The 20,633-nt window shown below is 59.3% G+C and carries 19 protein-coding genes; all 19 read right to left on the reverse strand.

Features of this window, described 5'->3' with window-relative positions; genetic code table 11:
* Positions 1 to 436: 436 nt before the first annotated feature.
* The 19 genes from E4631_RS06095 to E4631_RS06185 all read right to left on the reverse strand — a co-directional run bounded on the left by E4631_RS06095 (position 437) and on the right by E4631_RS06185 (position 20,596).
* Entirely contained in the window at positions 437 to 3,613 is a 3,177-nt protein-coding gene (locus tag E4631_RS06095) for a phage tail tape measure protein (protein ID WP_133657682.1), read from the reverse strand.
* 395 nt (positions 3,614 to 4,008) lie between these two features.
* Entirely contained in the window at positions 4,009 to 4,494 is a 486-nt protein-coding gene (locus E4631_RS27025; RefSeq protein WP_133657681.1) for a DUF1643 domain-containing protein, read from the reverse strand.
* Positions 4,491 to 4,970, reverse strand: coding sequence for a phage terminase small subunit P27 family (locus E4631_RS06105; RefSeq protein ID WP_133657680.1), 480 nt, complete (start codon positions 4,968 to 4,970; stop codon positions 4,491 to 4,493). The genes E4631_RS27025 and E4631_RS06105 overlap by 4 nt, the downstream gene beginning before the upstream one ends.
* 260 nt (positions 4,971 to 5,230) lie before the next feature.
* Entirely contained in the window at positions 5,231 to 5,560 is a 330-nt protein-coding gene (locus tag E4631_RS27030; RefSeq protein ID WP_133657679.1) for an HNH endonuclease, read from the reverse strand.
* Entirely contained in the window at positions 5,560 to 5,910 is a 351-nt protein-coding gene (locus tag E4631_RS06115) for a hypothetical protein (RefSeq protein ID WP_133657678.1), read from the reverse strand. Before E4631_RS06115 ends, E4631_RS27030 begins: the two co-directional genes overlap by 1 nt.
* Before the next feature lie 154 nt (positions 5,911 to 6,064).
* Positions 6,065 to 6,499: a hypothetical protein gene (locus E4631_RS06120; protein WP_133657677.1), complete on the reverse strand. Its 435-nt coding sequence runs from the start codon at positions 6,497 to 6,499 to the stop codon at positions 6,065 to 6,067.
* A gap of 12 nt (positions 6,500 to 6,511) precedes the next feature.
* Positions 6,512 to 6,883, reverse strand: coding sequence for a hypothetical protein (locus E4631_RS06125; protein ID WP_133657676.1), 372 nt, complete (start codon positions 6,881 to 6,883; stop codon positions 6,512 to 6,514).
* A 47-nt stretch (positions 6,884 to 6,930) separates the two neighbouring features.
* Positions 6,931 to 7,329 (reverse strand): hypothetical protein, encoded by a 399-nt coding sequence (locus E4631_RS06130; RefSeq protein ID WP_133657675.1) that lies wholly within the window; start codon positions 7,327 to 7,329, stop codon positions 6,931 to 6,933.
* A gap of 1,262 nt (positions 7,330 to 8,591) precedes the next feature.
* Positions 8,592 to 11,096 carry a BT4734/BF3469 family protein gene (locus tag E4631_RS06135; RefSeq protein WP_133657674.1) on the reverse strand — a complete coding sequence of 835 codons (2,505 nt, stop codon included), beginning with the start codon at positions 11,094 to 11,096 and terminating at the stop codon, positions 8,592 to 8,594.
* A gap of 2 nt (positions 11,097 to 11,098) precedes the next feature.
* Positions 11,099 to 11,530, reverse strand: coding sequence for a hypothetical protein (locus E4631_RS06140; RefSeq protein WP_133657673.1), 432 nt, complete (start codon positions 11,528 to 11,530; stop codon positions 11,099 to 11,101).
* 39 nt (positions 11,531 to 11,569) lie between these two features.
* Positions 11,570 to 12,901, reverse strand: a complete 1,332-nt coding sequence (locus tag E4631_RS06145) for a site-specific integrase (protein WP_133657672.1) — start codon at positions 12,899 to 12,901, stop codon at positions 11,570 to 11,572.
* On the reverse strand, positions 12,898 to 14,271 hold the full coding sequence (locus E4631_RS06150; RefSeq protein WP_166648089.1) for a site-specific integrase: 1,374 nt from the start codon (positions 14,269 to 14,271) through the stop codon (positions 12,898 to 12,900). Before E4631_RS06150 ends, E4631_RS06145 begins: the two co-directional genes overlap by 4 nt.
* A gap of 20 nt (positions 14,272 to 14,291) precedes the next feature.
* Positions 14,292 to 14,975 (reverse strand): hypothetical protein, encoded by a 684-nt coding sequence (locus E4631_RS06155; RefSeq protein WP_133657670.1) that lies wholly within the window; start codon positions 14,973 to 14,975, stop codon positions 14,292 to 14,294.
* Between the two features lie 103 nt (positions 14,976 to 15,078).
* On the reverse strand, positions 15,079 to 15,390 hold the full coding sequence (locus E4631_RS06160) for a helix-turn-helix domain-containing protein (protein WP_133657669.1): 312 nt from the start codon (positions 15,388 to 15,390) through the stop codon (positions 15,079 to 15,081).
* A gap of 1,112 nt (positions 15,391 to 16,502) precedes the next feature.
* Positions 16,503 to 16,829, reverse strand: a complete 327-nt coding sequence (locus tag E4631_RS06165) for a helix-turn-helix domain-containing protein (RefSeq protein ID WP_133657668.1) — start codon at positions 16,827 to 16,829, stop codon at positions 16,503 to 16,505.
* 110 nt (positions 16,830 to 16,939) lie between these two features.
* Positions 16,940 to 17,752, reverse strand: coding sequence for an RteC domain-containing protein (locus tag E4631_RS06170; protein WP_133657667.1), 813 nt, complete (start codon positions 17,750 to 17,752; stop codon positions 16,940 to 16,942).
* 19 nt (positions 17,753 to 17,771) lie between these two features.
* Positions 17,772 to 19,094, reverse strand: a complete 1,323-nt coding sequence (gene mobV / locus E4631_RS06175) for a MobV family relaxase (RefSeq protein ID WP_133657666.1) — start codon at positions 19,092 to 19,094, stop codon at positions 17,772 to 17,774.
* A 184-nt stretch (positions 19,095 to 19,278) separates the two neighbouring features.
* Entirely contained in the window at positions 19,279 to 19,971 is a 693-nt protein-coding gene (locus E4631_RS06180; protein WP_133657665.1) for a DUF6624 domain-containing protein, read from the reverse strand.
* 277 nt (positions 19,972 to 20,248) lie between these two features.
* Positions 20,249 to 20,596, reverse strand: coding sequence for a hypothetical protein (locus tag E4631_RS06185; protein ID WP_133657664.1), 348 nt, complete (start codon positions 20,594 to 20,596; stop codon positions 20,249 to 20,251).
* Positions 20,597 to 20,633 lie beyond the last annotated feature (37 nt).

Consider the following 20,633-nt stretch of genomic DNA (forward strand, 5'->3'; position numbering starts at 1 on the left):
CGGCTGAGCGCACCTTACATTACGAGTTGCTGCTGCGGCCTCACGCGGGCTATTATGAGTACGAGCTGACTGACCTGACCAACGAAACCTCCGTAATACAATACAGTGTAGCGCCTGGGGTAGCAGCAGCAACCACGGCTCGACGTGGGCCAGTTGAGGCAGGACTACGTAACCCCACCAGCTACGATAAAAAGTGCCGCCCCACCCCCGCGCTTCGCTCTTACCTGCGAGGCGGTGAATGAGGCGGTTCTGGCTGTGCTGTCGGATGCGCGGGCGACTACACCGTGAGGCTGAACATGGTGAGCAGCATGACGAACCCCATGTACTGGGTGAAGGGTAACCTGCTGCAGGCTAAGCAGTGGTTTCTGCTCATCCAGCCGGTGGCTTTGGCCTACCCTGGCGGGCGCATAGCTTATCGGCAGAGCCCCCAAAAGTCTTAGTGCACCTTACCCACTACTCGCCCAGTTCTGGTTTGCTGGATTTGTAGCACGCCTTGTAAGCTGGAGCCGTGGGCTACTATTTCCACCTGGTGCGTGATGATCACTGGGGCCGGGGCCTGCGTTTGGGCAGCGGGCGTGTACGCTTTAGGCGCGCTCGGCACGGCGGTTGAAGTGCCACCCGAGCCAATGCTTTTGAGGCTGCTGCCGGCGCTCTGCCCTATGGCCGAGGCGATGCCGGCCAGCGCTACCAGGCCCACGCCGGCCGCAATGGCCAGTACCCCACCCTGTGGGCCAGTGAAGAGCGAATCCAGCGCCAGCTTGCCGATGCCGATAGTGATGAGCTGCTTGCCAAAGTCGGACATAAACGAGCCGATTTTGGAGAGGATGCTGCCAAACAGCTGCCCGAAGGCATCCCCCGCCGTGGCCGTGCCGGCAATGATGCTGCCGAACGCATCGGCAAACGAGCCGGCCAGGTCGGCCAGCGCCGGACCGATGGAGGCGCCCAGCTGGTCGGTGAGCTGCTCCATGCTGGTGTTGAAGTCGAGCTGGCTCTGTTTCACGGGCACAAAGGCGTTTTGCAGCTGGCCTTGGCCGGCCTGGATATCCTTGGCGGCCTGCCCAAAAATGGCCTTGTAGTCCGGCAGCTCCGGGTTGTCCACTACCAGGCTCGAAACGGTATTCGACAGGTCGGGCAGTTCAACCTTGGGCAGCTTCAGCTTGAACTCCGGCGTCTCGGTGGGGAAGGCTTTCTTCACCACGTCGGCCATGCGCAGGCTCAGGTTGGCATTGTCGCCCAGCGTCACGTTCAGGTTTTTCAAGTCGCCTACCAGGTTCTGCACCGCCCGGCTGAACGGCGAGTAGCCCGCATCGAGCAGCTTTTTAATGCCCGATTGGTCGGCTGCTTGCCGGGCTTCGAGGTACTTAAACTGCTCGCCGAGGGCCAGCGACTCGTTGCCGATTTCGCGGAAAGTCTTCTGCACCTCGGCGTAGGCCTTGGCCATATCGCCGTTGGCCTTGCCCAGCTCATTCAGCCGCTTAATCTGTGCTTCGAGGCTGGCAATAAGCTGGTTGCTGGCCGTAATGTCGGCTTCGGTGGTCAGATTGGGCTTGGCATCCTGCGCCGTTTTGAGGCGGGCCTGCAAGTCGGCCAGTAAGCCGACTTTTGCCGTGGCGGCTTCCGTGCTGCCTCCCAGAAACTTTAGCGCTAGGTCGGCCTCGGTTAGGGCCTGGATGAGTGGTCCGGCCACAGTACGGGCCAGGATGCCGGCGGCAGCCTCGAAGTCCTGCACCTGCTTGCGTTGCTTATCCAGTTCTTCGCCCACCTTGGCAATATCATTGCGCAGGTAGCCGATGTTTTCGGCCGCGCCTTTGGCTCCCAGGTTGCTCAGTTCCACGCCGTTGAGCTTGCCCGTTTCATTGACCGCCGCGGCTGACTTTTGTAGGGTAGCAAAGGCGTCTTCCAGCTCTTTAAGTTTGGCCTTGGCAGCCGGTAAGCTGTTAAGTGCAAAGGCTTTGTCCAGCCCCTGAAAAGTGTCAATCGACTGGCGGGCCTTTGCGGCCGCGATATCAATAAAGTTGCCGTACTGGTCAATCTTAGTACCCGCCTCGGGCATGATGGCCGTCACGCGCTCGACGACGCTGCGCAGCTCCTCCTGCTCGGTGACGCTCAGGCTGGTTTTGCTCTTGAGCTGGTCGTATCGGTCGAGCAGCGGGGTGAGGCTGCTATCGAGCTTTTTCGTGGCCTCGACCTGCTTTTGAAACGATTCGTAGGCGCGCTCGCCCTCGGTGCGGGCGGCGTAGATGACCAGCGCCAGCGTGGCCAACGCCGCTACAATCGCGCCCGTGGGGCTCAGTACGGCCGCCAGCGCCCCGCGTAGCGCGGCCATGTTATTCTGCATCAGTAGCGTAGCGGCCTGCACCTCCAGCATCCCGGCGCGAATGGCCGGCAGGGCAGCACCCAGCGTGCCCAGCCCCACCAGCACCGGACCGGTGGCGGCGGCCAGGCCGGCCAGCACCGTGCCGGTGGCCAGCACGGCCGGGCTAAGCTGGGCCAGGCCCGCCGCCAGCGCGGCCCCGTGCCGCAGCAGGCTATCAAAGAAGTCCAGCAGCCCACTATCGGCAACAGCTTGCGCCAGGCCTTCCACTGAGCTTTTGAACGCTTCCAGCCCGCCGGTGAAGCCCTTGTTCAAAATCTCGCCCTGGCTGGCGGCATTCACCTTGCCGATGCTGGCGGCCATTTCATCGAAACCCTCCGCGCCAGATTTGGCCAGCAGCAGGGCTGTACGGATAGAATCGGCCCCGAATATCTGCGTGCCAAACGTGTTTTTCGCTTGGTCTGACAAGCCGCCGAATGCCTTTTGCAGCTGGCCGGCAATGTCGCGCAGCGGCAGCATCTTGCCCTGGGTGTCGAAGAAATTCAGGCCCAGCTGCTTGATGGCCGTCTCGGCTTCCTTGCTCTGCAGCACCAGGCGCTGCAGGAAGGTTTTGAAGCTGGTGCCGGCATCGGAGCCCGACGAGAAGCCCGACGAGGTGACGCCCAGCGCCGTGTTGAAGTCCTCGAAGTTTACGCCCAACTGCCCGGCCACGGCCCCGGCCTGGCCCAGCGCCTGACGGTAGTCGTCGATGGCGAATTTGCTGGCAATGGTGGTGCCGGTGATGTTGCTTACCAGGCCCGCCGCTTGCTGGGCCGACTTGCCGAAGTTGTTCATTACGTCGGTGGTGATGTCGGCGGCCGTAGCCAGCTGGGCACCGGTAGCCGTGGCCAGGGCGGTGCTGGCATCAGCTGCCCCGCCCAGAATCTGGGTGGTGCTCAAGCCGTTCTTGGCCAAGTTCTCTAGGGCCTGAGCTGCCTGCACGCTGCTGAACTTGAGGTTGGGGTCGAGAGCAATGTTCTGCGTTTTCTGCCGCAGGGCGGCGAGGCTGGCACCGCTGGCCTGGGTGGCGGCTTCTACCCGGTTGAAGGCGGACTGAAAATCGCCGCCCACTTTGAGCGCGCCCGCGCCAATCAGGGCAAGCGGGGCGCTCACGTAGGTGGTCACGCTTTTGCCGATGTCCTTGGCGCCCTCCGCAAACTGCGTCAGGCCTTTGAGGTCTTTTCTTGCCTCGGCCATGGCAGCTTTGAAGCCACCTATTTCAGCACCGAGAACGACGGAGACGCTAGCGAGAATATCCATAAGGCAACCAAGTCAGGACCCGCCAGGCGGCCGGCGGCTGAGCAGAAAAAAGGCGAGAGAAGAGCGCGATAAAAAGCGTCCCCAATCTCCGATTGGGGGCCGGTTCTGCCAAGGCCCGGCGGGGTAAAGCGGGGTAAGCAGCTGGCCGCTACACCTCGCCCGGGGCGGAGAGGCCGGCGCAAGAGTGCGTTCACGCCCACGGCTGGGTAAGGCCGTCCACTGGGCTGGACACCCTTGGCGGTAATCGGCGCAAAAGTGTGCCGATTGGTACAGCCGTTCGGGGCGCTGATAGCTCTGGCAACTGGTACTAAAGCTCAGTACCAGTTGCTACCGCCCGAGCTGGGTATGGTAACACTATACCCAGCGTAGTGAACTATGCTAGCAGATGGGCAAACTCATGGGAGATAGTAGGGCCGAAGTTCTGTGACGGCTGACACGTACAAGGGGTGGCGCGGGTGGCCTGCTTTCGTTATGCCTAAGCACTGAGGCGAAACGCCAGCCTGCCTCAGCAATTCCATTACTTCTTTTGCTCGAAGGCGCGCCATGCGGTGTGCTCCCCAGGCTACGACTACCCATTTTGCACTAGCTATTTCGTGCAGCAAGTAGCGCTCTGCTTCCCCTAGGGGGCTTGCGTGACTCTTTAAAACACGTGGGTGAGCGGTGCACAGCGTGTAGAGGTTACGCACTGACAGGCTGCCAGCGCCCCAATCCTGAGCAAAGCTGATGCACCGTCGAATAGTAGGGTCATCTTTTTCGGCATCTGCTGTGCTGGGGTTAAGCATAATGAAGACAGCCTGCGGTAAGCTCTCATCCCAAGTGCGACCGAGTAGGTACCGATACTCTTTAGTGTGGTCGTCGTTAAATGTTGCAAAGTGTTTCATCCTTTCATATCGTTCATCATTTCCTCGAACGGGTCCTTCCCGTCCTCGCCACCCAGCGCCGAAACCTTGCTGCGGCTGGCCGGCGTGAGGCCGAACTGCGTGAGCATGGATGAGGCCCGGCGCCAGGCATCTGAGGCAATCGCTACCTGGGGGTAGGCGCGGTGCATCACGCCGCCTTGCTTAGTGTAAATCTCGTAGCTCATGCCTTCACGGTTCACGAACTCCCTGGCCTCGGCCCACTCAGCCAGCGCCTCGGTGAGTAGTTGCAGCGCGGGGCCGTCGGCCACGGTGGTGAGCTTCATCGACAAGAGCACGGCCCCGATTTCCCCCCAATATTGTTTCGCCCGGTCACTGAGCCAGTCCGGTGGGGTAGGCAAATACACGTCGGCCGTGGGCTCGTGGGGGTTGGTGCGAGAGGGCTGCAAAGTACCGCCGAGGGCCTTTTGTGCAGTGGGTTTGCGGGGTCGGCCGGCCATTTTAAAATAGTATTTTATGAATATAGTAACTGATTTCCCCTTTTCCCTCCATTATGCACGCGCGTGTTTTTGACGCACTCAACGGTCTAGAAGGCAAGGGGGCTTGAGGATTTTACCCCCCTATCCCCCTGGCCTGTTTTTAGCCCCGCTACGGGCCTCGTTTGGTTTTGGCGCGCTGGGCGCTGTCTGCTGCTGTGGGGGCGGCGTGGGGGGCTGCTAGGTAGGTGGGCGTGCCATAGGTTACGCGCTGGAGCTAACAGCTAACCAAGCGGGGTAGGGGCGGTGGGTAGTAGCCGTTCGCTCTGTGATTTTCGAGCATGGCAGGACTTACAAAGCGACTGGTGGTTGGCAGCGTCCCAGAAGGCACCACCAAGGCGTACAGGGGTAATGTGGTCGCAGACTGTGGCTACCGTGGTGCGCCCCTGTTTGGTGCAGACTTCGCAGCACGGGCAACGTCGCAGTTGGGCTTTACGGGCAGTCTGCCAGGCTGCGGTGCCGTACTCGGGACTACGGGCAGCGTGCTGCTGGTACTCGCGCTTCACAGGGGTGGGCATCCATGGGCGCCTGACTGGTTTGGGTAAAGAGGGCATCAACTGAGCGGTTGGTTATCGGGTGGGGTGGTAAGTAACTGAGCAGCGTGGGCAGCTGCCTGCCGGGCCGCGCGGGCGGCTGCTCGCCGCTGACGACCGGGGCGCATATTGTCGGGGTGTTCGCGCTGCCACTGCAGAATAGCAGGCCGGCGGCGCTGGGAGCGTACGCGCTCGGCTTCGCGCATGCGCTCGGCGTGGTCAGGGTGGCGGCGTAAGGCGCGCAGTTCAGCCGCCCGACAGGCCTTGCAGGTGCCGCGATACTTCTGCTCAGCCTTGAGAAAAGGAAAGCGCTCCAGCAGCTGCGGAATACCGCACTTTTTGCAGGCTTTGAGGAAAGCCGTTTCGGACATAGTACAAGTTGGATAATCCATAGGAGCTGTTCGTAAGGTATTAATTTAAGAATAATGCAATTATTAAAAAAAGGGTCTGTTTTGACAGCGTGATAAATTCACGATGCCCTACGATCTAAGGCTGGGCAGGCTGAAGGATTGGAACCCCTACCCCCTAGGCGATGGGGATGGGGGTCACCGATGCCCGGCGGGCAGCTACAGCCGCTTCAGCCAGGAAGGCGGTGTAGGCCTCATCGAATGCGGCCGCCGGCAGCAGCGGGTAGTAGCCAGGTATAGCGGGCTCACCAGGTAGCAGGTAGAGCGTGAGCGGGGGCTCGTCAGGACTGAGTAATTCAAAGGGCAGCTGCACCTTGCTGATGCGCAGGCGCTGGCCATTGTTGCCGGATACGATAAAGCAGTTGGCGGCAGGCCGTAGGTCCAGGTGCCAGTAGGGGCTGCCGGTGGGGGGCGCTACCAGGTTGGCGGGCTGGGCCAGCTCCAGGCCCAGGTGCGTGGTCAGGGCAGCATGCAGGTACACGCGGCCCTGGTCCGTCACGGACAGGGTGGGCAAGGGGGGTAGCAGCGGGGCAGTAGCAGTAGGGGAATTCATGAGCGCACAGGGTTAGCAGTTTTCGGATGAGGTAGCGGGCACCGTGAGCTGATACAGGCCAGGGCAGTGGGGCTGGGCAGCACCCAGGGCCAGGGTAAGCTTAGTGCCGGGGGCCAGCAGGCCGGCGGGCAGACGCACGCCGTTAATGCGGGGGCGGGTCGCGGCGTGCCAGCTGATGTGCAGGCGCGCCGTGGGGCGCAGGTCCAAGTGCCAGCCGGTGCAGTCCGCACCGGGGGGTAGCAGGTCAATGGGCTGGCCGACACGCAGGCCCAGAGTAGTAAGCAGAATCTTACTCGGATACAGCCGGCCCTGGGCGGTGAGCGTCAGCGTGGGCGTGGGGCTGGGCGGGGGCAGGTGGTGGTCGAGGATATAGGCAGGTAGCATAGATGAGGGGGTATTTCTGGCAGAAAAAGGTAGGAAGCGTGTGGTAGCTAGCGGCCCGGTTGGGCCCGGGCCCGGCGGCGCTCAGCCTTGGTGACCGCGCGGGCGTGGTGCAGCAGGGCCATGGTGGCGCGGTGGGCGGCCAGTTCGGGGTAATAGGCGGCACTCTGGCGGTTCTGGGTGGTGAGGGTAACGCGCACGCCACCGCGGGCGGTGGGCTGGGGCTCACCGAGCAGCCGGCAGGCGTAGGCCGCCACGCGGGCGGGGTAGAGGGCCGTGATGGGCTCCTCGCCTGGGTATTCCATCCGGATGCGAACCAGGCGCCCGGCAGCCAGCTCAGCCAGCTTGTACTTGTCGCGTTTGGCAGCAGCGAGCAGGCGGGCCTGCTCGGCTTGCTGGTGCTGGCCGGCTGTGTGGTGGGAGGCTAGGAAGTCTTTTGCAGAAAGCATGGGGGTAGGGGTAGTAAGATTTAATACAGCCCTGAATCTTGAAACTCAAGACTCAGCTTCGGTTGGCAGCGAGGTAGTAACGAAACGTTACACCCTTTGGCGGGGGAAAGGGGTAACCAGATTGGTTATGCCTTCAGGGGGCCAACGCAATTTTGCGTTGACCTCTTCGGGCGGTCAGCTCACTTCTGAGCTTACCCTTTTGGAGGTCGAGTAACTTTTAACGGCACCTTTCGAGGTCGCCTCACTTCTGAGTACACTCCTCGGCGGTCGGCCCAGATTTGGGCACACCCCTCGGGCCGTTTCAATCGCGTAACTTTTAACGGCATCGGTGAGGGCCGTCAATCAACTGACTTTTCAATCGATTGAAAAGTGAGCCCACCTGCTGAGCCAGGGCATGAAAGCAGTTTTGCGTTGGTGGCGAGCAGAATTCAACTTTGAGGAGTGCCGGCCAGCAGCGGCCGGTGGGGTAAGGCCGTGGCGCAGGGTGGCATGAATTCAACGTTGAATTGGTGGCGGTCAGAATCCAGATTTGGATTCTGCTAAAGCCGTGGCCGGCGAGGTAGGGCCGTAGGGCAGTGGGGGTAGGGTAGGGCGTGAATCCAGTTTTGGATTGGTGGGCGCAGTGGCCAGGCGGGGCTCGTCGAGCAGGGCAGCGAGGGGGGGGGCGTAACGGCTAGGATTGATAATGAATTAGAAGTGTTGATTAGCCGATTCGTGCCATGCCGCGAAACGGTCTCGACTGAGGATTGGGGGGCTGGTCTGTGGCCAGCCGTTGTATATCAGGGCGATATAGCCCCCTTCAATTCTGACGCGCTTCGATTTATAAGCAGGATGTAAAAACACTCGCTTACCAGTGCGCGACCGCCTAAGGGTTTGGGTGATTTCTGTATAGTTCAGGCTGAGCAAGTGCAGCACGAATAGCTCATTGGCTTGAAAAGAAGTAGGCAGTGTGTAGCAAGACATCGCAGTAGTAGGTAAAAAGTGGCTGCCCCACGAATGATTTCCTAGTTTCGTGGGGCAGAAAAATAGCCTTTTTCTATAGCGTCAAGGCATTTTTTTGGAGGTTTTAGAGAGGCGTTGTCTGCTGTTTATACTTACTCTAGCCAATTTGTATTTTTCTTATTCTCGCGTTTTATAGTAATGAGAAAAATACAAAAAAAGAAAAAGGTATAGGCTGAAGCGTAAAGAGTGACCTTTTGAATGCTGAAACACTAGGTAATGAATTGATTCACAATAGGTAGGCCTGCCCCACGAATGATTCTTTAAGTTCGTGGGGCAGCGAGCGGCGGTATCATATAGAACTGCTTTTCACGCCAGTCACGTTTCTCCCACCTTTTTCTCGAAAATCCAAGCCTTTCAAACCAATTATTAAATCGCCGCAGGGTTATTCGTTTATCACCTGTCTCTGTTTGATACCGTTTTAAAGCATCTTCCACCCAAATACCCGGCTCACCTGCCGGCACGCCCGCCGCCAGTAGCTCTGCCGCAAACTCGATGAACTCCGTACCCGTCTCTTGCTCCAGCTTGCGGGCAGCCAGCGTGGCTGAAGGCAGCTGCACCAGCTGCCGGCCACTCTTCAGAAAGCCCTGCACCCAGAACAAAGCCAGGTTGAAGAAACGGTTGTACTCGGCCACGTCATCTTCCCAGCCCTCCCGAAAGAAGCCGCGGCCGAACTCATCCTTTGGGGTGTGGGTGGCCGAGTAGTGCGGGGCCAGTGGAATTTCCAGCTTGCGGCCCTCGTGGCTGCTGCCGTCGCCCAGCAACACGTCGTTGGTGGTCATCGCGAACTTGGGCCCGTCCGCGAAGGGAATGATGAACTCGGGCTGGTTCTTCTTGTTGACGGCCAGCTCCGACACGATTTCGGTAAAGAGCTTTTTGAAGGGTAGCCGCCGGCCATCCCACTCATCGAAATAGAGAATTCGGGTATCGAGTTCGACCCGCGAAAAGCGAAAGCCATCCTCGAAGCGGAAGGTAGCGCCGGGTATCAGTGTCACTTTGATGAGCTCACCCACCGCCCGAATCAGTAGGCTCTTACCCGTCCGGCCATCGGGCTTGCCGGTGGTGGCCACCTCATCGAGGAAGATGACGCAACGCGCGTTCAGCTCCTCCTTGTAGCCGTGCAGCAGGTAGCCCAGTGCGTGTTGTAGCACGGTCAGGCGGGCGGCGTCCCGGGCACTCACGTTGGCCGTGAAGGTGTGGAAGTCGCACTGCTCGGCGGCGGACCGGCTGATGAGCACCACGTGGTGGGTCCGCACCTGCTCGGCCCAGATAAGGCCTGGCAGTTCGTCGTAGGGGTAGGCCTGGCGCTCGTCGGCGCCCACCCGTACCCAGCAGTTGGCAAAGAAGAAGTAGGCCAGTTCGCGCTCATCCCGCAGGAACGGCTGCTCCAGGCTCGGTAGATTCTGCAGAAACTTCGGGTCGAAGTACTTGCCATCCTTGCCGTGCACTAGGTCTTGCACCTGAAAGCGGTACACGCCCCCGTCGAACTCGAAGGGCAGGCCTTCCAGGTAGGCGTTCACGAAGTCGCGCAGCTGGCCGCTGTCCTGGCGGTGCACGATGTTGGCCCGCACCTGCACGGTCAGGTAGCTGCCCTCGCCCGTGCGGTACTTGCGGAAGCCTGCGCCGGCCAGCCAACTCAGGTACTTGTTGTCGCTGAGCACCAGCTTCGGCGGGGCATCGCGCTTGGTGCTGGCGCTGGGCAACAGGTTCCAGAACGTCAGCAGTGCCAGGGCCTGCTGCTGCTCCTCGGCAATAGCCTGCACGGCGGCCTGCACGCTGGTCAGCGGTACGTGGGCCTGGGTGGCAATGTCGGAAGCCAGCGAAACCACTGTGCCGTAGGCCTGGCGGGCGTCGCGCAGTTCCCGGCGCACGCGCAGCTGCAGCCAGTCGGGCAGCAGGGGCTTGGCCGGGCCGGTTTTGTAGAGGCCCGAGTGCAGGGCCTTCTCGGCGTTCTTGAGGTCGGCCACGTTTTCCTTGGCCAGCACCTCGGCGTGTAGCGCATCGTAGGCGCGGCCGGCGTCGACGAAGCCCGAGCCGACGTAGCCGCCCACCGTATGGGCTGCGTGCAGCACCTTCACGTACTTGCCGCCGTCCTGGGCTTCCCGAATCATCTTGCAGCCGATGGCAATCAGCGTGGCTTCCGTATCGGCGTTGCGCAGGTCGGGGCCTGCCAAGTGGTGGGCGGGCGCCTGGCGCGCCGCCCGCGCCGCCACCTGGGGCTCAGGCAGCGTTTCCTCGAACGTGGCGGCCTCCTCATTCAGGTACAGCGCCGGGTCGTAGCTGACGAAGCGCAGGCGGCTTACGTTCGAGCAGCTGGCATCTACTGTTACGCCGTGGGCGGCCAGAAAGTAGGCGGCCAGGGCCCGAAAGCTGCCTTTGTGGTCGTCGGGCGGAATGGGCACCAGCACGCAGAAGCCCACACCGCCCACGCTGGCCGCCACGGCGTAGGCGTAGCTGTCGGCCTCAATGCTAGCGCGCGCGGCCGCCAGGTTGATGCTGGCGTTGGCGTCCTTAGCGTCGATATCCAGGCAGAGCAGCCCCGAATGCGCTAGCAGCTTGCCGTCGGCGCGGGCGCTGAATGTGCCCGACGTGGTGAAGCCAGGCAGTTTCCTTTTGGCCCTGTCATACGCGGCCTTGTCACCGGCGACCGCGCGGGCCGCCTCGACCTGCTCGCGCCAGCGGCCCTCTTTGATGCCCGCCAGCACCTCGGGCAATTCCAGCGCCTGGCCGGCGGTAGTTACGGAGTCAGGATAATAGGAAACGAGCATCACTAATTTAGGCTAGGGCTGATGGCCGCCACGACCTCGGGGCAGTGGCTTTCGCGCAATTCGTAGCGCAGAATGATGTGTAGTTCGGCCAGGCGTAGGATGGTGGCAGGCCGCTTATCCGGCTCACCCTCGGGCAGCCAGCCCCAGGCCAGGCACAGAATGGGCACGGTCGGGTGGTCAAGATTATTCTGGTCGATGGTGGCCATCTCCACCGCCTGCTGCCAGGGTTCGTGCCGGCGCTTCGTGCGGATGAGCAAGAGCTGGGCGCCCACGAGTAGCCGGTGCCAGTCTTCCCGATGCACGCGCTGCATCCAGAACTTGCGGCCGTCGGGTAAGGCAATTTGTCCTTCGTTGGCGGGCAAGCCAGTTTGCTGGGCCGGGCGAGGCGGGTGCCCGCTCAGGCGACGCACCAGCGTTTTTGAGAAGTTACCCACAGGCTACCTCGCTTTCTTTGGCTAAAATCAGAGTTGCTTTCATGCTGCTAATTCAAATGATGTGGTTTCTTCTTCTGCTGGCGCATAGCCGCCTAGCATCGAGAAGGCATCTATCACGGTCGTATCCAGTAGCTCGGCATAAAGCTTTTGGGTAATGAGCACGTTGGCGTGGCCCAGGAATTTGCTTACTACTGGTAGGGGTATTCCCATATTCAGCAGTAACGTTCCGGCTGTCTTGCGCCCGACGTGGGTGGTCATTTTTTCGGCTGCAATGCTGCACATTTCACCCAGCACTTTTAGCCCACGGTTATAGGCTTGATTAGTCAACACAGGTATGGTATCCTCATAGTGCGCTAGCAGCCGCTCAGCTTCGGGCAGCAGCGGAATCACGCACTCGTAGCCCTTGAACATGGTGCTTTTGGCCCGCTTGACGCGTAGCACCCGCCGCAAATTGCCGGCCCTGTCGCGGTGGTACTCCACATCACGTCCCACGTTCAGGCTGGCCATGTCAGCGTAAGCCAGGCCCGTCCAGCACTGGAACACGAAGCAGTCGCGGACCAGGCCGAGGCCATTGTTGGCGAGCTCGATACAGGAAATTGCCTCCAGCTCCCCGACGGTCAAAAATTTAATAGGCTCTTTCGCTTGATGCTTGAACTCGTAGTGCTGAGCTGGGTTTTTGTCGATATACTCCCGACGCACGGCCCAGCTTAGGACTTGCAAAACCCCGCGAAGTATTTTGTTAGCAGAGTTGCGCTTGAGGCCCTTTACCTTTAGAAGCCAGTGTATTAGCTTATCGGCCATATTCAGGCCGAAAGATTCGGGCCGTAGGCCTGCTATATCGTGAGCCCGCAAGAAGTCCGTAAGCCTATTGAGGCGGGTTTTGTGGCTCATGGAAGTAGCCAAAGCGATTTCTACACCTACCAGCCCCTCACGCTCTGCTATAAATGCCCGGTACAATTCTGCTAGCGACTGGCTCACGCGCTCACGCGTAAGCTGCTGCGGCGTCTTTTTGGGGCCGCGTAGGCCATCCTTAACCGCCGTAATTCGCACCTCCACTACTGGCCCGCGTGGTTCAGGCTTGCGCAACCGCTTGTATATCTCAACTACTTCACATTGTAGCTGATACAGCGTGTTGTTATGCTCGGCTACCACCTCCTCGCTAAAGTCGGGCAACACATGCTGCTTTTGACTGGCTGGCATAGTCAGCTTGCGCAGAGCGTTTTTCCAATAGGCTTTCGGGCAGGTAACGCCGGTAGCTAGAACAACGCGCTTGCTGTCAATGGATAACAGCAACACAATGGGAGCAAGTCCTAGGTGATTTTCGCGCTTGTGGCGTCGTCGAAAGGATAGATATAGAGTGTCTACTTTCATGCTACCTGCCCTCCTTTCTGAACGGCGGGCCGGAACGGCCGCGGCGCGAACTTCGCGGGCGCTGCCACAGGCACAGGAGCACCTACAGCCGGTTGTGGCTGCCCAGCCGCTAAGCGAACCTGCAAGGCGGTAAAATCACGCGCCACTTTACGCCGTTCAATAAAGCGGGCGTAGTAGCGGCTCGTCGTGCGCTCGTTACGGTGCCCGAGCACGGCCGACACGGTAGCCAGCGGCACATCTTCGTTGAGCAAAAACATGCCGAAGGTGCGGCGGGCGGCGTGGTGGGTAATGTCCATTTCCCAGCCTAGCAGGCTGCCTATTTCTTTCAGCGAGCGGTTTAGCGGCGCGTTCTCATAGCGCGGCAGCCCAGCGGCCCCGTACTTGTTCAGCAGGCGCACCGCGCCCGGCAAAAGGGGCATTGCGAAGCCCGCACCGGTTTTGGTGCGCTGCATTTCCAGCCAGCCCGCCGCGTCGATGTGGGTAGCCGTGTCGAAGCTGTCGAGGTCGGCCCACGCCAGGCCCGTCCAACACGAAAACAGGAACGAATCTGCGCACCGCTGCAAGTAGGCGTTGGCGAACGGGTAGGCTTCTAGCTTAGCTACTTGTTCGGGCAGCAAGTACACCAGCGGCTTTTCAAAGCTGTGCGGGGCCGACCAAGCCGACAATGGATTGACCGCCAACCATTCTTGGTTAATAGCAAAGTCCAATACCTGACTTACCCAGCCAACTACTTTGCCAGCGTAGTGGGCTTCGCCCTTGCCCCGCGCCGCGCCGGATAGCTTGCCAGCTACGGCCGGCCGGGTTAGAATTAGTTCGCACAACGCGTCGGCGTGTTTGGCCGTGAACTTGTGCAGCGGCATGTGAACGTGCTGCTGTTTTTTCAGGTACTCACGAAGTAGCCCAAACCGACACTTGTACTTTTTAATAGTAGCAGGTGAAAAGCCGGACTTGTCCCACGCGGGGGCCGTGGCAGGCCGCACCTGCTTCTCGCGGGCGGTAATGAATTGCTCAGCGGCCTGTAACAGCGTCGGCACGGCCTTGCCGAAGCCCCGCAGCACCTCCACGACGGCGGCGGCATCAGAGGGTAGCCCTTGTCGCTCTAAGTCAATTTTGATGCTGCGCAAGCGGTTGTAGAGGGCGCCTAGGGTGGCATTGTCGGCTTCCACGTCGGGCGCGTCGCCATACAGGCAAGAAGTAGGTGCGTTTTGCCAGCTGCGGGGGGTAGGTGTCTGCCCCTTCTTTACGGGGGGCCATGCCTGAATACCCGTAGAAAAGGGCGTAGCTTCTTGGCCGCCACAGGTCAGGGTGCAATACACGACGCCCGGCTGGCCTTCTTTTTTGGAGTGCCGCAGCCAAAAGCGGATACTCATGGTGTTGAACTGAACCGTTTTCATACTGCCAGCTCCTCTCCACCGCTAAAGCCCACGGCCATGCCCACACGGTGCGCCACCCGCCTCACCGTGGCCGCGCCACAGCCCAGCAGCACACCCACGGCCTGCCTGGCCTCAGCCAGCCCGTAGGTGGGGGTAGAGGCAGGTGCTTCGACAGCCGCCGCCGCCACAGCCAGCGTGGGGGCGGTAGTCAGCTGCTCCAAATGATAAACGCACAACTGGCCTACCAGCTTCGCGGCCCGCCGGTCCTGCTGGCGCTCGTAGGCCAGCATCCCGCGCAGCAGGGTCGCAAAATCGTCATAGCTGCCGTAGCGCAGGGTAGTAGCGTATTGGCCCGCGCCGGCCGGCCGGGCCTGCAACGTCACGCACCACCACTGCGAAGGCGGCAGGCCGTGGTGATTGTCAACAGTAGGTACTTGCCGAGTCGCCCAGTCAAATACGCGGGCTGACACCCAGCCCTCTACCACGGCGGTTGTCTCCGTTCCCAGGTAGTCGAGGCGGGGCCGCTTATTGGCCTGGTCGGTAATCGTAATGCGGTAGCGGGCCTGACCGCCGCGCACTAAGTCGGCATCGAGCTTGACGCGCAGCAGCTGAGCCAGCGAGCGGCCGTGCGGGTCCGTGTGCAGCGCGGCCAGCGCGGAGCAGAAGTAGGGGTAGAGGCCCTGAATTGCGGCGGTAGTCATAAACGAGTTTGGGGTGAAGTGAGTGGAAAAAGTGTAGGCAAAAGCGTGGCTGAACTAGCTGGGCTAGTTGGAAGTAAAGCCCAGAAAATCAATGGTTATTTACTTAGTGACTCGCGCGCTTGGTGCGGGCCGGCTTGGCCGTGCGCTGGTGCTGGGTGCCGGCGGCCAGTACGTCGGAACGACGGATATAAGACCTGCCGCCAATCTTCTGGTAAGGCAGCTTACCAGTGCGTTTGTGCTCGTGGATTGAAGCCACACACACATCCAGCAGTTCGGCTGCTTGCTTGATGGTTAGTAGCTCATCACCGGCCGGTTGTTGGGTTACCGCGGCGGCCGGTGCTGATTGCATCTCGTGCCGGACTATGTTGCGTAAGTCTTCGAGCAGCTGCTGGTAATCGACGACGGCGATAGACATTTGAAAAAAGCAATAAGGGGGTGGCCTGGCCTCGAATGAGACAGGTAAATGCTTGACAGGAAATGATTTGTGCTAGCCGGTTAGTGATAGGGTGGCTAGTGTCTGGGCGGCTTCGAGAGCCCCCGATTCTTTAGCCATGCGCAGAGCTTCGCGCACAGCGGGGTGGCCTGGGTTACCACGCTTTAGCGCATGGCTAACTGAGGGTTGCGAAAGTCCTAGCTTTTTAGCGATAGTCCCTACATCGCCTGGCGCAAGTAAACTACTGATGTTATCTTTTGCCTCCATTGTGTGTGAAATTGTTCGCAATTGCGTATTATTGCGTGGCTAATGCAAATATACGCAGTGTGCGAATAAATCGTTCGCAGTTGTCAATTTTTTTTATTCAAAAGTCATAATGGAAGCTCAGCACTCTATACACGGACGCCTTGATGCGCTTATTGCTCATTTCGCAAACGGTAACAAGACAGCTTTTGCGAAAGAAGTAGGCACGTTGCCTAGCGTAGTGGCTAGTATAACAGGTGGTAGAATGAGCAAGCCCGGCTTTGAATTGCTAGAGAAAATCATGTTGCGATATCCTGAGATTAATGGCAGCTGGCTTTTAGCAGGCCGGGGGCCTATGACTGTTCCTACCCCGCCAGCAAGGGTACAATTACCATACAAGCCCCCCACAGCGCCCCGTCCTAGCCAGTTTCTACCACCTAATACTGACTTTTTAGAAGAGTTTCATAAACAACAGAGCGCCGATTGGGGCTACTTGTTAGAGGTAGGTAAATACTTGGAGGCTGTGAGTCCTAGCGCCCTGATGAATGACTTTACAGATAGGCTCCCTTACACACTAAATCCTAGTTATGAACCCGATGAGCTTGACCAAGAGGAGGAGGGAAATCGGATAAGGTGACCTCACGGTGTTAGTACCTCAACCGTCCCGATAGTCTGGGCCCGCCCATCTACACACCCGTACCCCGCCGCCGTGGCCCAGCACGCAAGCCGTGACCGTGCGGGGGCATTCAAGCAGCCACAGGGCACCGATGGGTAGCAGGATGGCAGGGGGCAAAGATGGTGTTGCTGCCGAGGGAAAAGTGAGCCCGTCGGCAACACCACAAAGGGCGGCGTCAGCCAGATTTAGTGCCTCGCTTTTTTGCGACCGCCCCACTCCTGCGACACCGAGTCCCAGCCCCCAACACCTCAGCCTTCTTCAAGTAAACCCGGCCGCCAATTCGAGTATAGCCCAGCAGCCCCCGCCGCTTCCACTCATGGATAGTAGCCACGCACACGTCGAGCAGCGTGGCGGCCTGGCGCACGGTCAGTAGTTCTTCCTCAGCGGCCGCCGCTGCGGGACTCGCTGCCTGGGCCTGGCTTACCTCGTGGCGAACGATGGCGCGTACATCGTCGAGTAATTGCGGGTAGCCCACGCTCTGGGTGATAATGGTAGGTAGCACCGTGGTCGCGCCGCCGGAGAAGTAAGCCTGGCGGCGTGGTGCAAAGGGACTAAGTAACTAGACAAAAAAAAGGGTACTACCCAAGGTAGTACCCTGAAATTAATTATTTTTTATTTGGAAGTGTCAGATTTAGAGGTAGTTAAAAAATGGTCTAAGGCTGGCTTTAGCTTATCAAGAATAGTTGTTTTCTCGCTTTTCCGTCCCTTGGCCTTAGTTATAGTATTTGCTGGGTCTTTTAATGCCTCGCCAAAAAAAGCCGCTAGTAAATGAGTAAACTTTTCACGATTACCAGTTACTATTAATCCACTTGCTATTAAAGAATAACTCAGTTCGACTATCTCTGTCAAAGAGCCATTCCATTTATAAGGCTTGGATGATATAAACTCACCGGCTTGGGCGCTACTGAATGATTGTTGCTCAGCCAATTTGCGAGAAGCCTCCGCTATGCCGGTTGCTAGATTAATTGCTTCCAATCGCTCAGTTTGTTTGATTAACCAATTATGAGCGTGCGTCAGGTTGGTCGGAACTGGCTGTAGATTAGGCAGGCCCTGAGTTATTAGGTCAACCAAGTACTGATAATCATCCACAAGGGCCGAGAAACCATAGACGGTTTCAAGCTTCTCTCCCAGCAGCTGGTTCAGATAAGGAATGACGTGGAAGAGCGGAAGAGGAGGGCCGTACAAGCTTTCGTAGCGCAGCTTTTCCTCGTCATCAGCAAAGTAACCGTTGGGAAGAACCCCACTAAGCACCCAGAAAAAGCAATTCTGAAAGTCAGTCTCGTAAATGCGCGCGGGTATGTTCTGCTCTATGGGCCGCCTCTTGAACACGTCAAGCTGAATGTACCTATTGCCTTGTTTGGTGAGACCATCTCGTCTGGCCTCTTTTATTTCATCCCAAAGTTTTTGCCCTGGTAGCTGTTCCATCGTGCTGGTAATTAGTTTACTACTTAACTCTGACACCTCTGCTGCGCACCACTTGCTCCTCTACCACCTGCTGCTCCACTACTTTTTCCTGCCTTACCGTGTGCGCCTTAGCCGCCTGCACCTGCTGCGCAAAGTCCTGCCCATCAGGCCGGATATCCTCGTAGCCGAATTTTGCCCCTGTCTTTGAGTCGAGCACGGCCAGCTCCGTCGGCCCCCCGAGAACCAGTTTGTAGCCCAGTCCTTTCATGGCCACCTGTAGCTCAGACTCCCCACGCCACGGCAGCGCCAGCTGCTCAGCAAGGGCCTGCTCAATGGCCCGACGAGATTGCTCCCGTAGGTTTTGCCCTTGGCTTAGCAGGTACCTGTCGAGTGGCTCGCCCTGGGCAAGCTGGACGGCTAGCTGATTAAAGCCTCGAATTTTGGAAGCCTCCGACTTCTGCAGTTCAGCCACCTTGGCTTCCTCGGCAGCCAGCTTCTCGTGCACCTTCGCCAGGTTCTCCTTGGCGCGCGCCAGCTGCTGCTCCAGCACCCGGGCCCGGTCATGCTCCAAGGTGTTGGCCGTGGCTACGGTGGCCACTTTTTCTAACTGCTGGTTGGCGGCCGCTAGCTGCGCGGCGAGGTGCGCGTCGAGCAGCGCCTGCTGGCGGTCGAGGTAGCCGCGCAGGTTCACGCGGTCCCAGGCCGTCGGTTCTTCTAGTCTAAGGGTAGTAACAATGGCCGGAGCGGCGACCTTGGCCAGCGCTTCCTTGCTCATCTGCTGGGCCCCGTAGTGCCGGCGCACGTCCTCGTGAATAGCCGTGCTGTACTTGATGCCCCGCTCCAGGCCGTGGGGCGCCATCGCCTTGGCGTAGTCGGTTTGCAGCTGGCGCAGGCTCATCGGGCTAAAGACATCGCGGCTACAGAGCCGGCCATCGGCCGTAATGGGCACCACCACAGCGTGAATGTGCGGCGTCACTTCGTCCTGGTGCAGGGTGAAGCTCACCACGTTCTGCGGCCCGAAGCGCTCGCGCACAAAGCGCAGGTTGTCCTGCACCCACAGCGTGCCGCGCCGGTCGAGCGCCCGCCCGGCAGCATCGCGGGGGAAGGCCTCAGGGCTACCCGTCAGCACCAGCTCCACCGCCCGCACGGCGTCGCTGCGCAGCCTGGCCAGGTGCAGCTCGGCGATGCGCTCGTTGGCCAGGTGCCAGTAGTTGCGCTGGCCGTGGTTGAGATGCTCCTCGTTGAGCACCGCCCATTCCGGATTAGCATTCGGGGTATCTTGCAGCCGGTAATTGTGCTGGGTGGCACTGGTGGCCATGCCCAGATTCTTGAGCTTGCTCAGGCGCAGAATGGCGTAGGACATAGCGGGTGGGTGGGCATTCCCAAAGCGTAATGGGTTACACCTTGGATGGTCTGGAGTGACACCGGAAATATACGGAATCGGCTAGACTATAGCTAATGATTTTCCTGTTTCTGGGTCACAAAAAAGCCCGCTTCTGCCGGGGCGAGAAACGGGCTTTCGGGGCTGCTGGTAATTCGTGCTCCTATCAAAACGCGTGGTAGCCAGACATCGCCTTCACTTGCTCCATGGTCAGTACCTGGTAGGGGATGCCCATGCGCTGCGCATTCTGCTCGACCGTCTGGCTGAAGCCAGCCTGCTTGCGGCGCTCGTTGACGTGGGCCGGGTCCTGGATGGGCCAGATAATATTGTGCTGCTCCGGCGTGCCCGTCTTCGAATTGGTGCCCCCGAAGTTGAAGCCCTGCGTGCCGTACACCTGCGCCTGATTGTGCTGCAGCAGCTCCCGGTCAAGCATCATGGCGTAGAGGCGGAAAGGCAGTTCGCCGCGGTCCGCTGCCTGCTTGATGAGGGGTAGGTATTGCGAAATGCGATTGGAATGCTGGATGACGTAGAAGGCCGCCTCGTTCGTGGGGGTGCCGACGAGTGCCTTACCTGGGTAGCCGTGGCGCTGAATGATGGCCCCCACGCGCTTGATGTCGGCCGAGTCAGTTCGCAGCATCAGCCCGATTAATTGTGCCTGCTCCTGCCCAGCTGGGAAGTGGTGCACGGCCGCCAGGGAGTCCACCAGATAATGCTTCTCGGGTACCAGCATTGCTTCCCGGTAGAGCTGGTCAACATGGTAGAGGCTATCGAGTTCGTACTTGAGCCGTAGGTTCAGGGTCTGCTGGGCTGAGGCTCCGAGCGTGACGAATAGGAAGAGCGATAGGAAGTAAATCTTCATGCGACTAAGATATGTATGCCGCTACTCCACCTGGTATGTGGTGCCGAACGCGCACGGCCACTGCTGGCGGTACCACTACCCGCCGATGGACTCCAACCAGGATGCCACGCCTCACCAGCCAAAAGCCAGTACGATGCACCAAGTGACGGCTCCCACCACCGTGCCGACTAAGGCTAGCCTTAGAACCGTCCGGACGTAGTCTTTGCGAAAGGACTCCCTAAGATTCATCCCGCGAAACTACTGCTACGCACTGCCTCACGTGTGGATGCTAACCAGCCTATTGCCGCTTTGTGAATATAAGCGTTGTAGGCCCTGAACCACCCGTACCCTCATTAGCAGTATAGGTAGTAGTAAGAGAATAGCCTTGCTGGCTTAGCTCAACGAGCAGACTGCGTGTGTACTCAGCCTGACCGTTAAGGTAATCGCCTTCTCCTTTCTCTTTCAGTTGCTTCAAGTTGACCTCACGATGCTCTGGCTTGCTACCGGGCCGAGCGATACCAATCTGCATCGACCCATTGGCCTCAAGCACTTTTATCACAATAACTTCGGCCCCACCAGTCTGCGCCATCACCGGCTGCGAAGCCAATGCTACTAGGCACGCCCCCAAGAATAAGAGTTTTCTCATGGCCGTGAAGATAATATTACCCTACTGGTACACTCAC

The organism is Hymenobacter sp. UV11, from assembly GCF_004684095.1.
In the GTDB taxonomy this organism is placed as follows: Bacteria; Bacteroidota; Bacteroidia; order Cytophagales; family Hymenobacteraceae; genus Hymenobacter.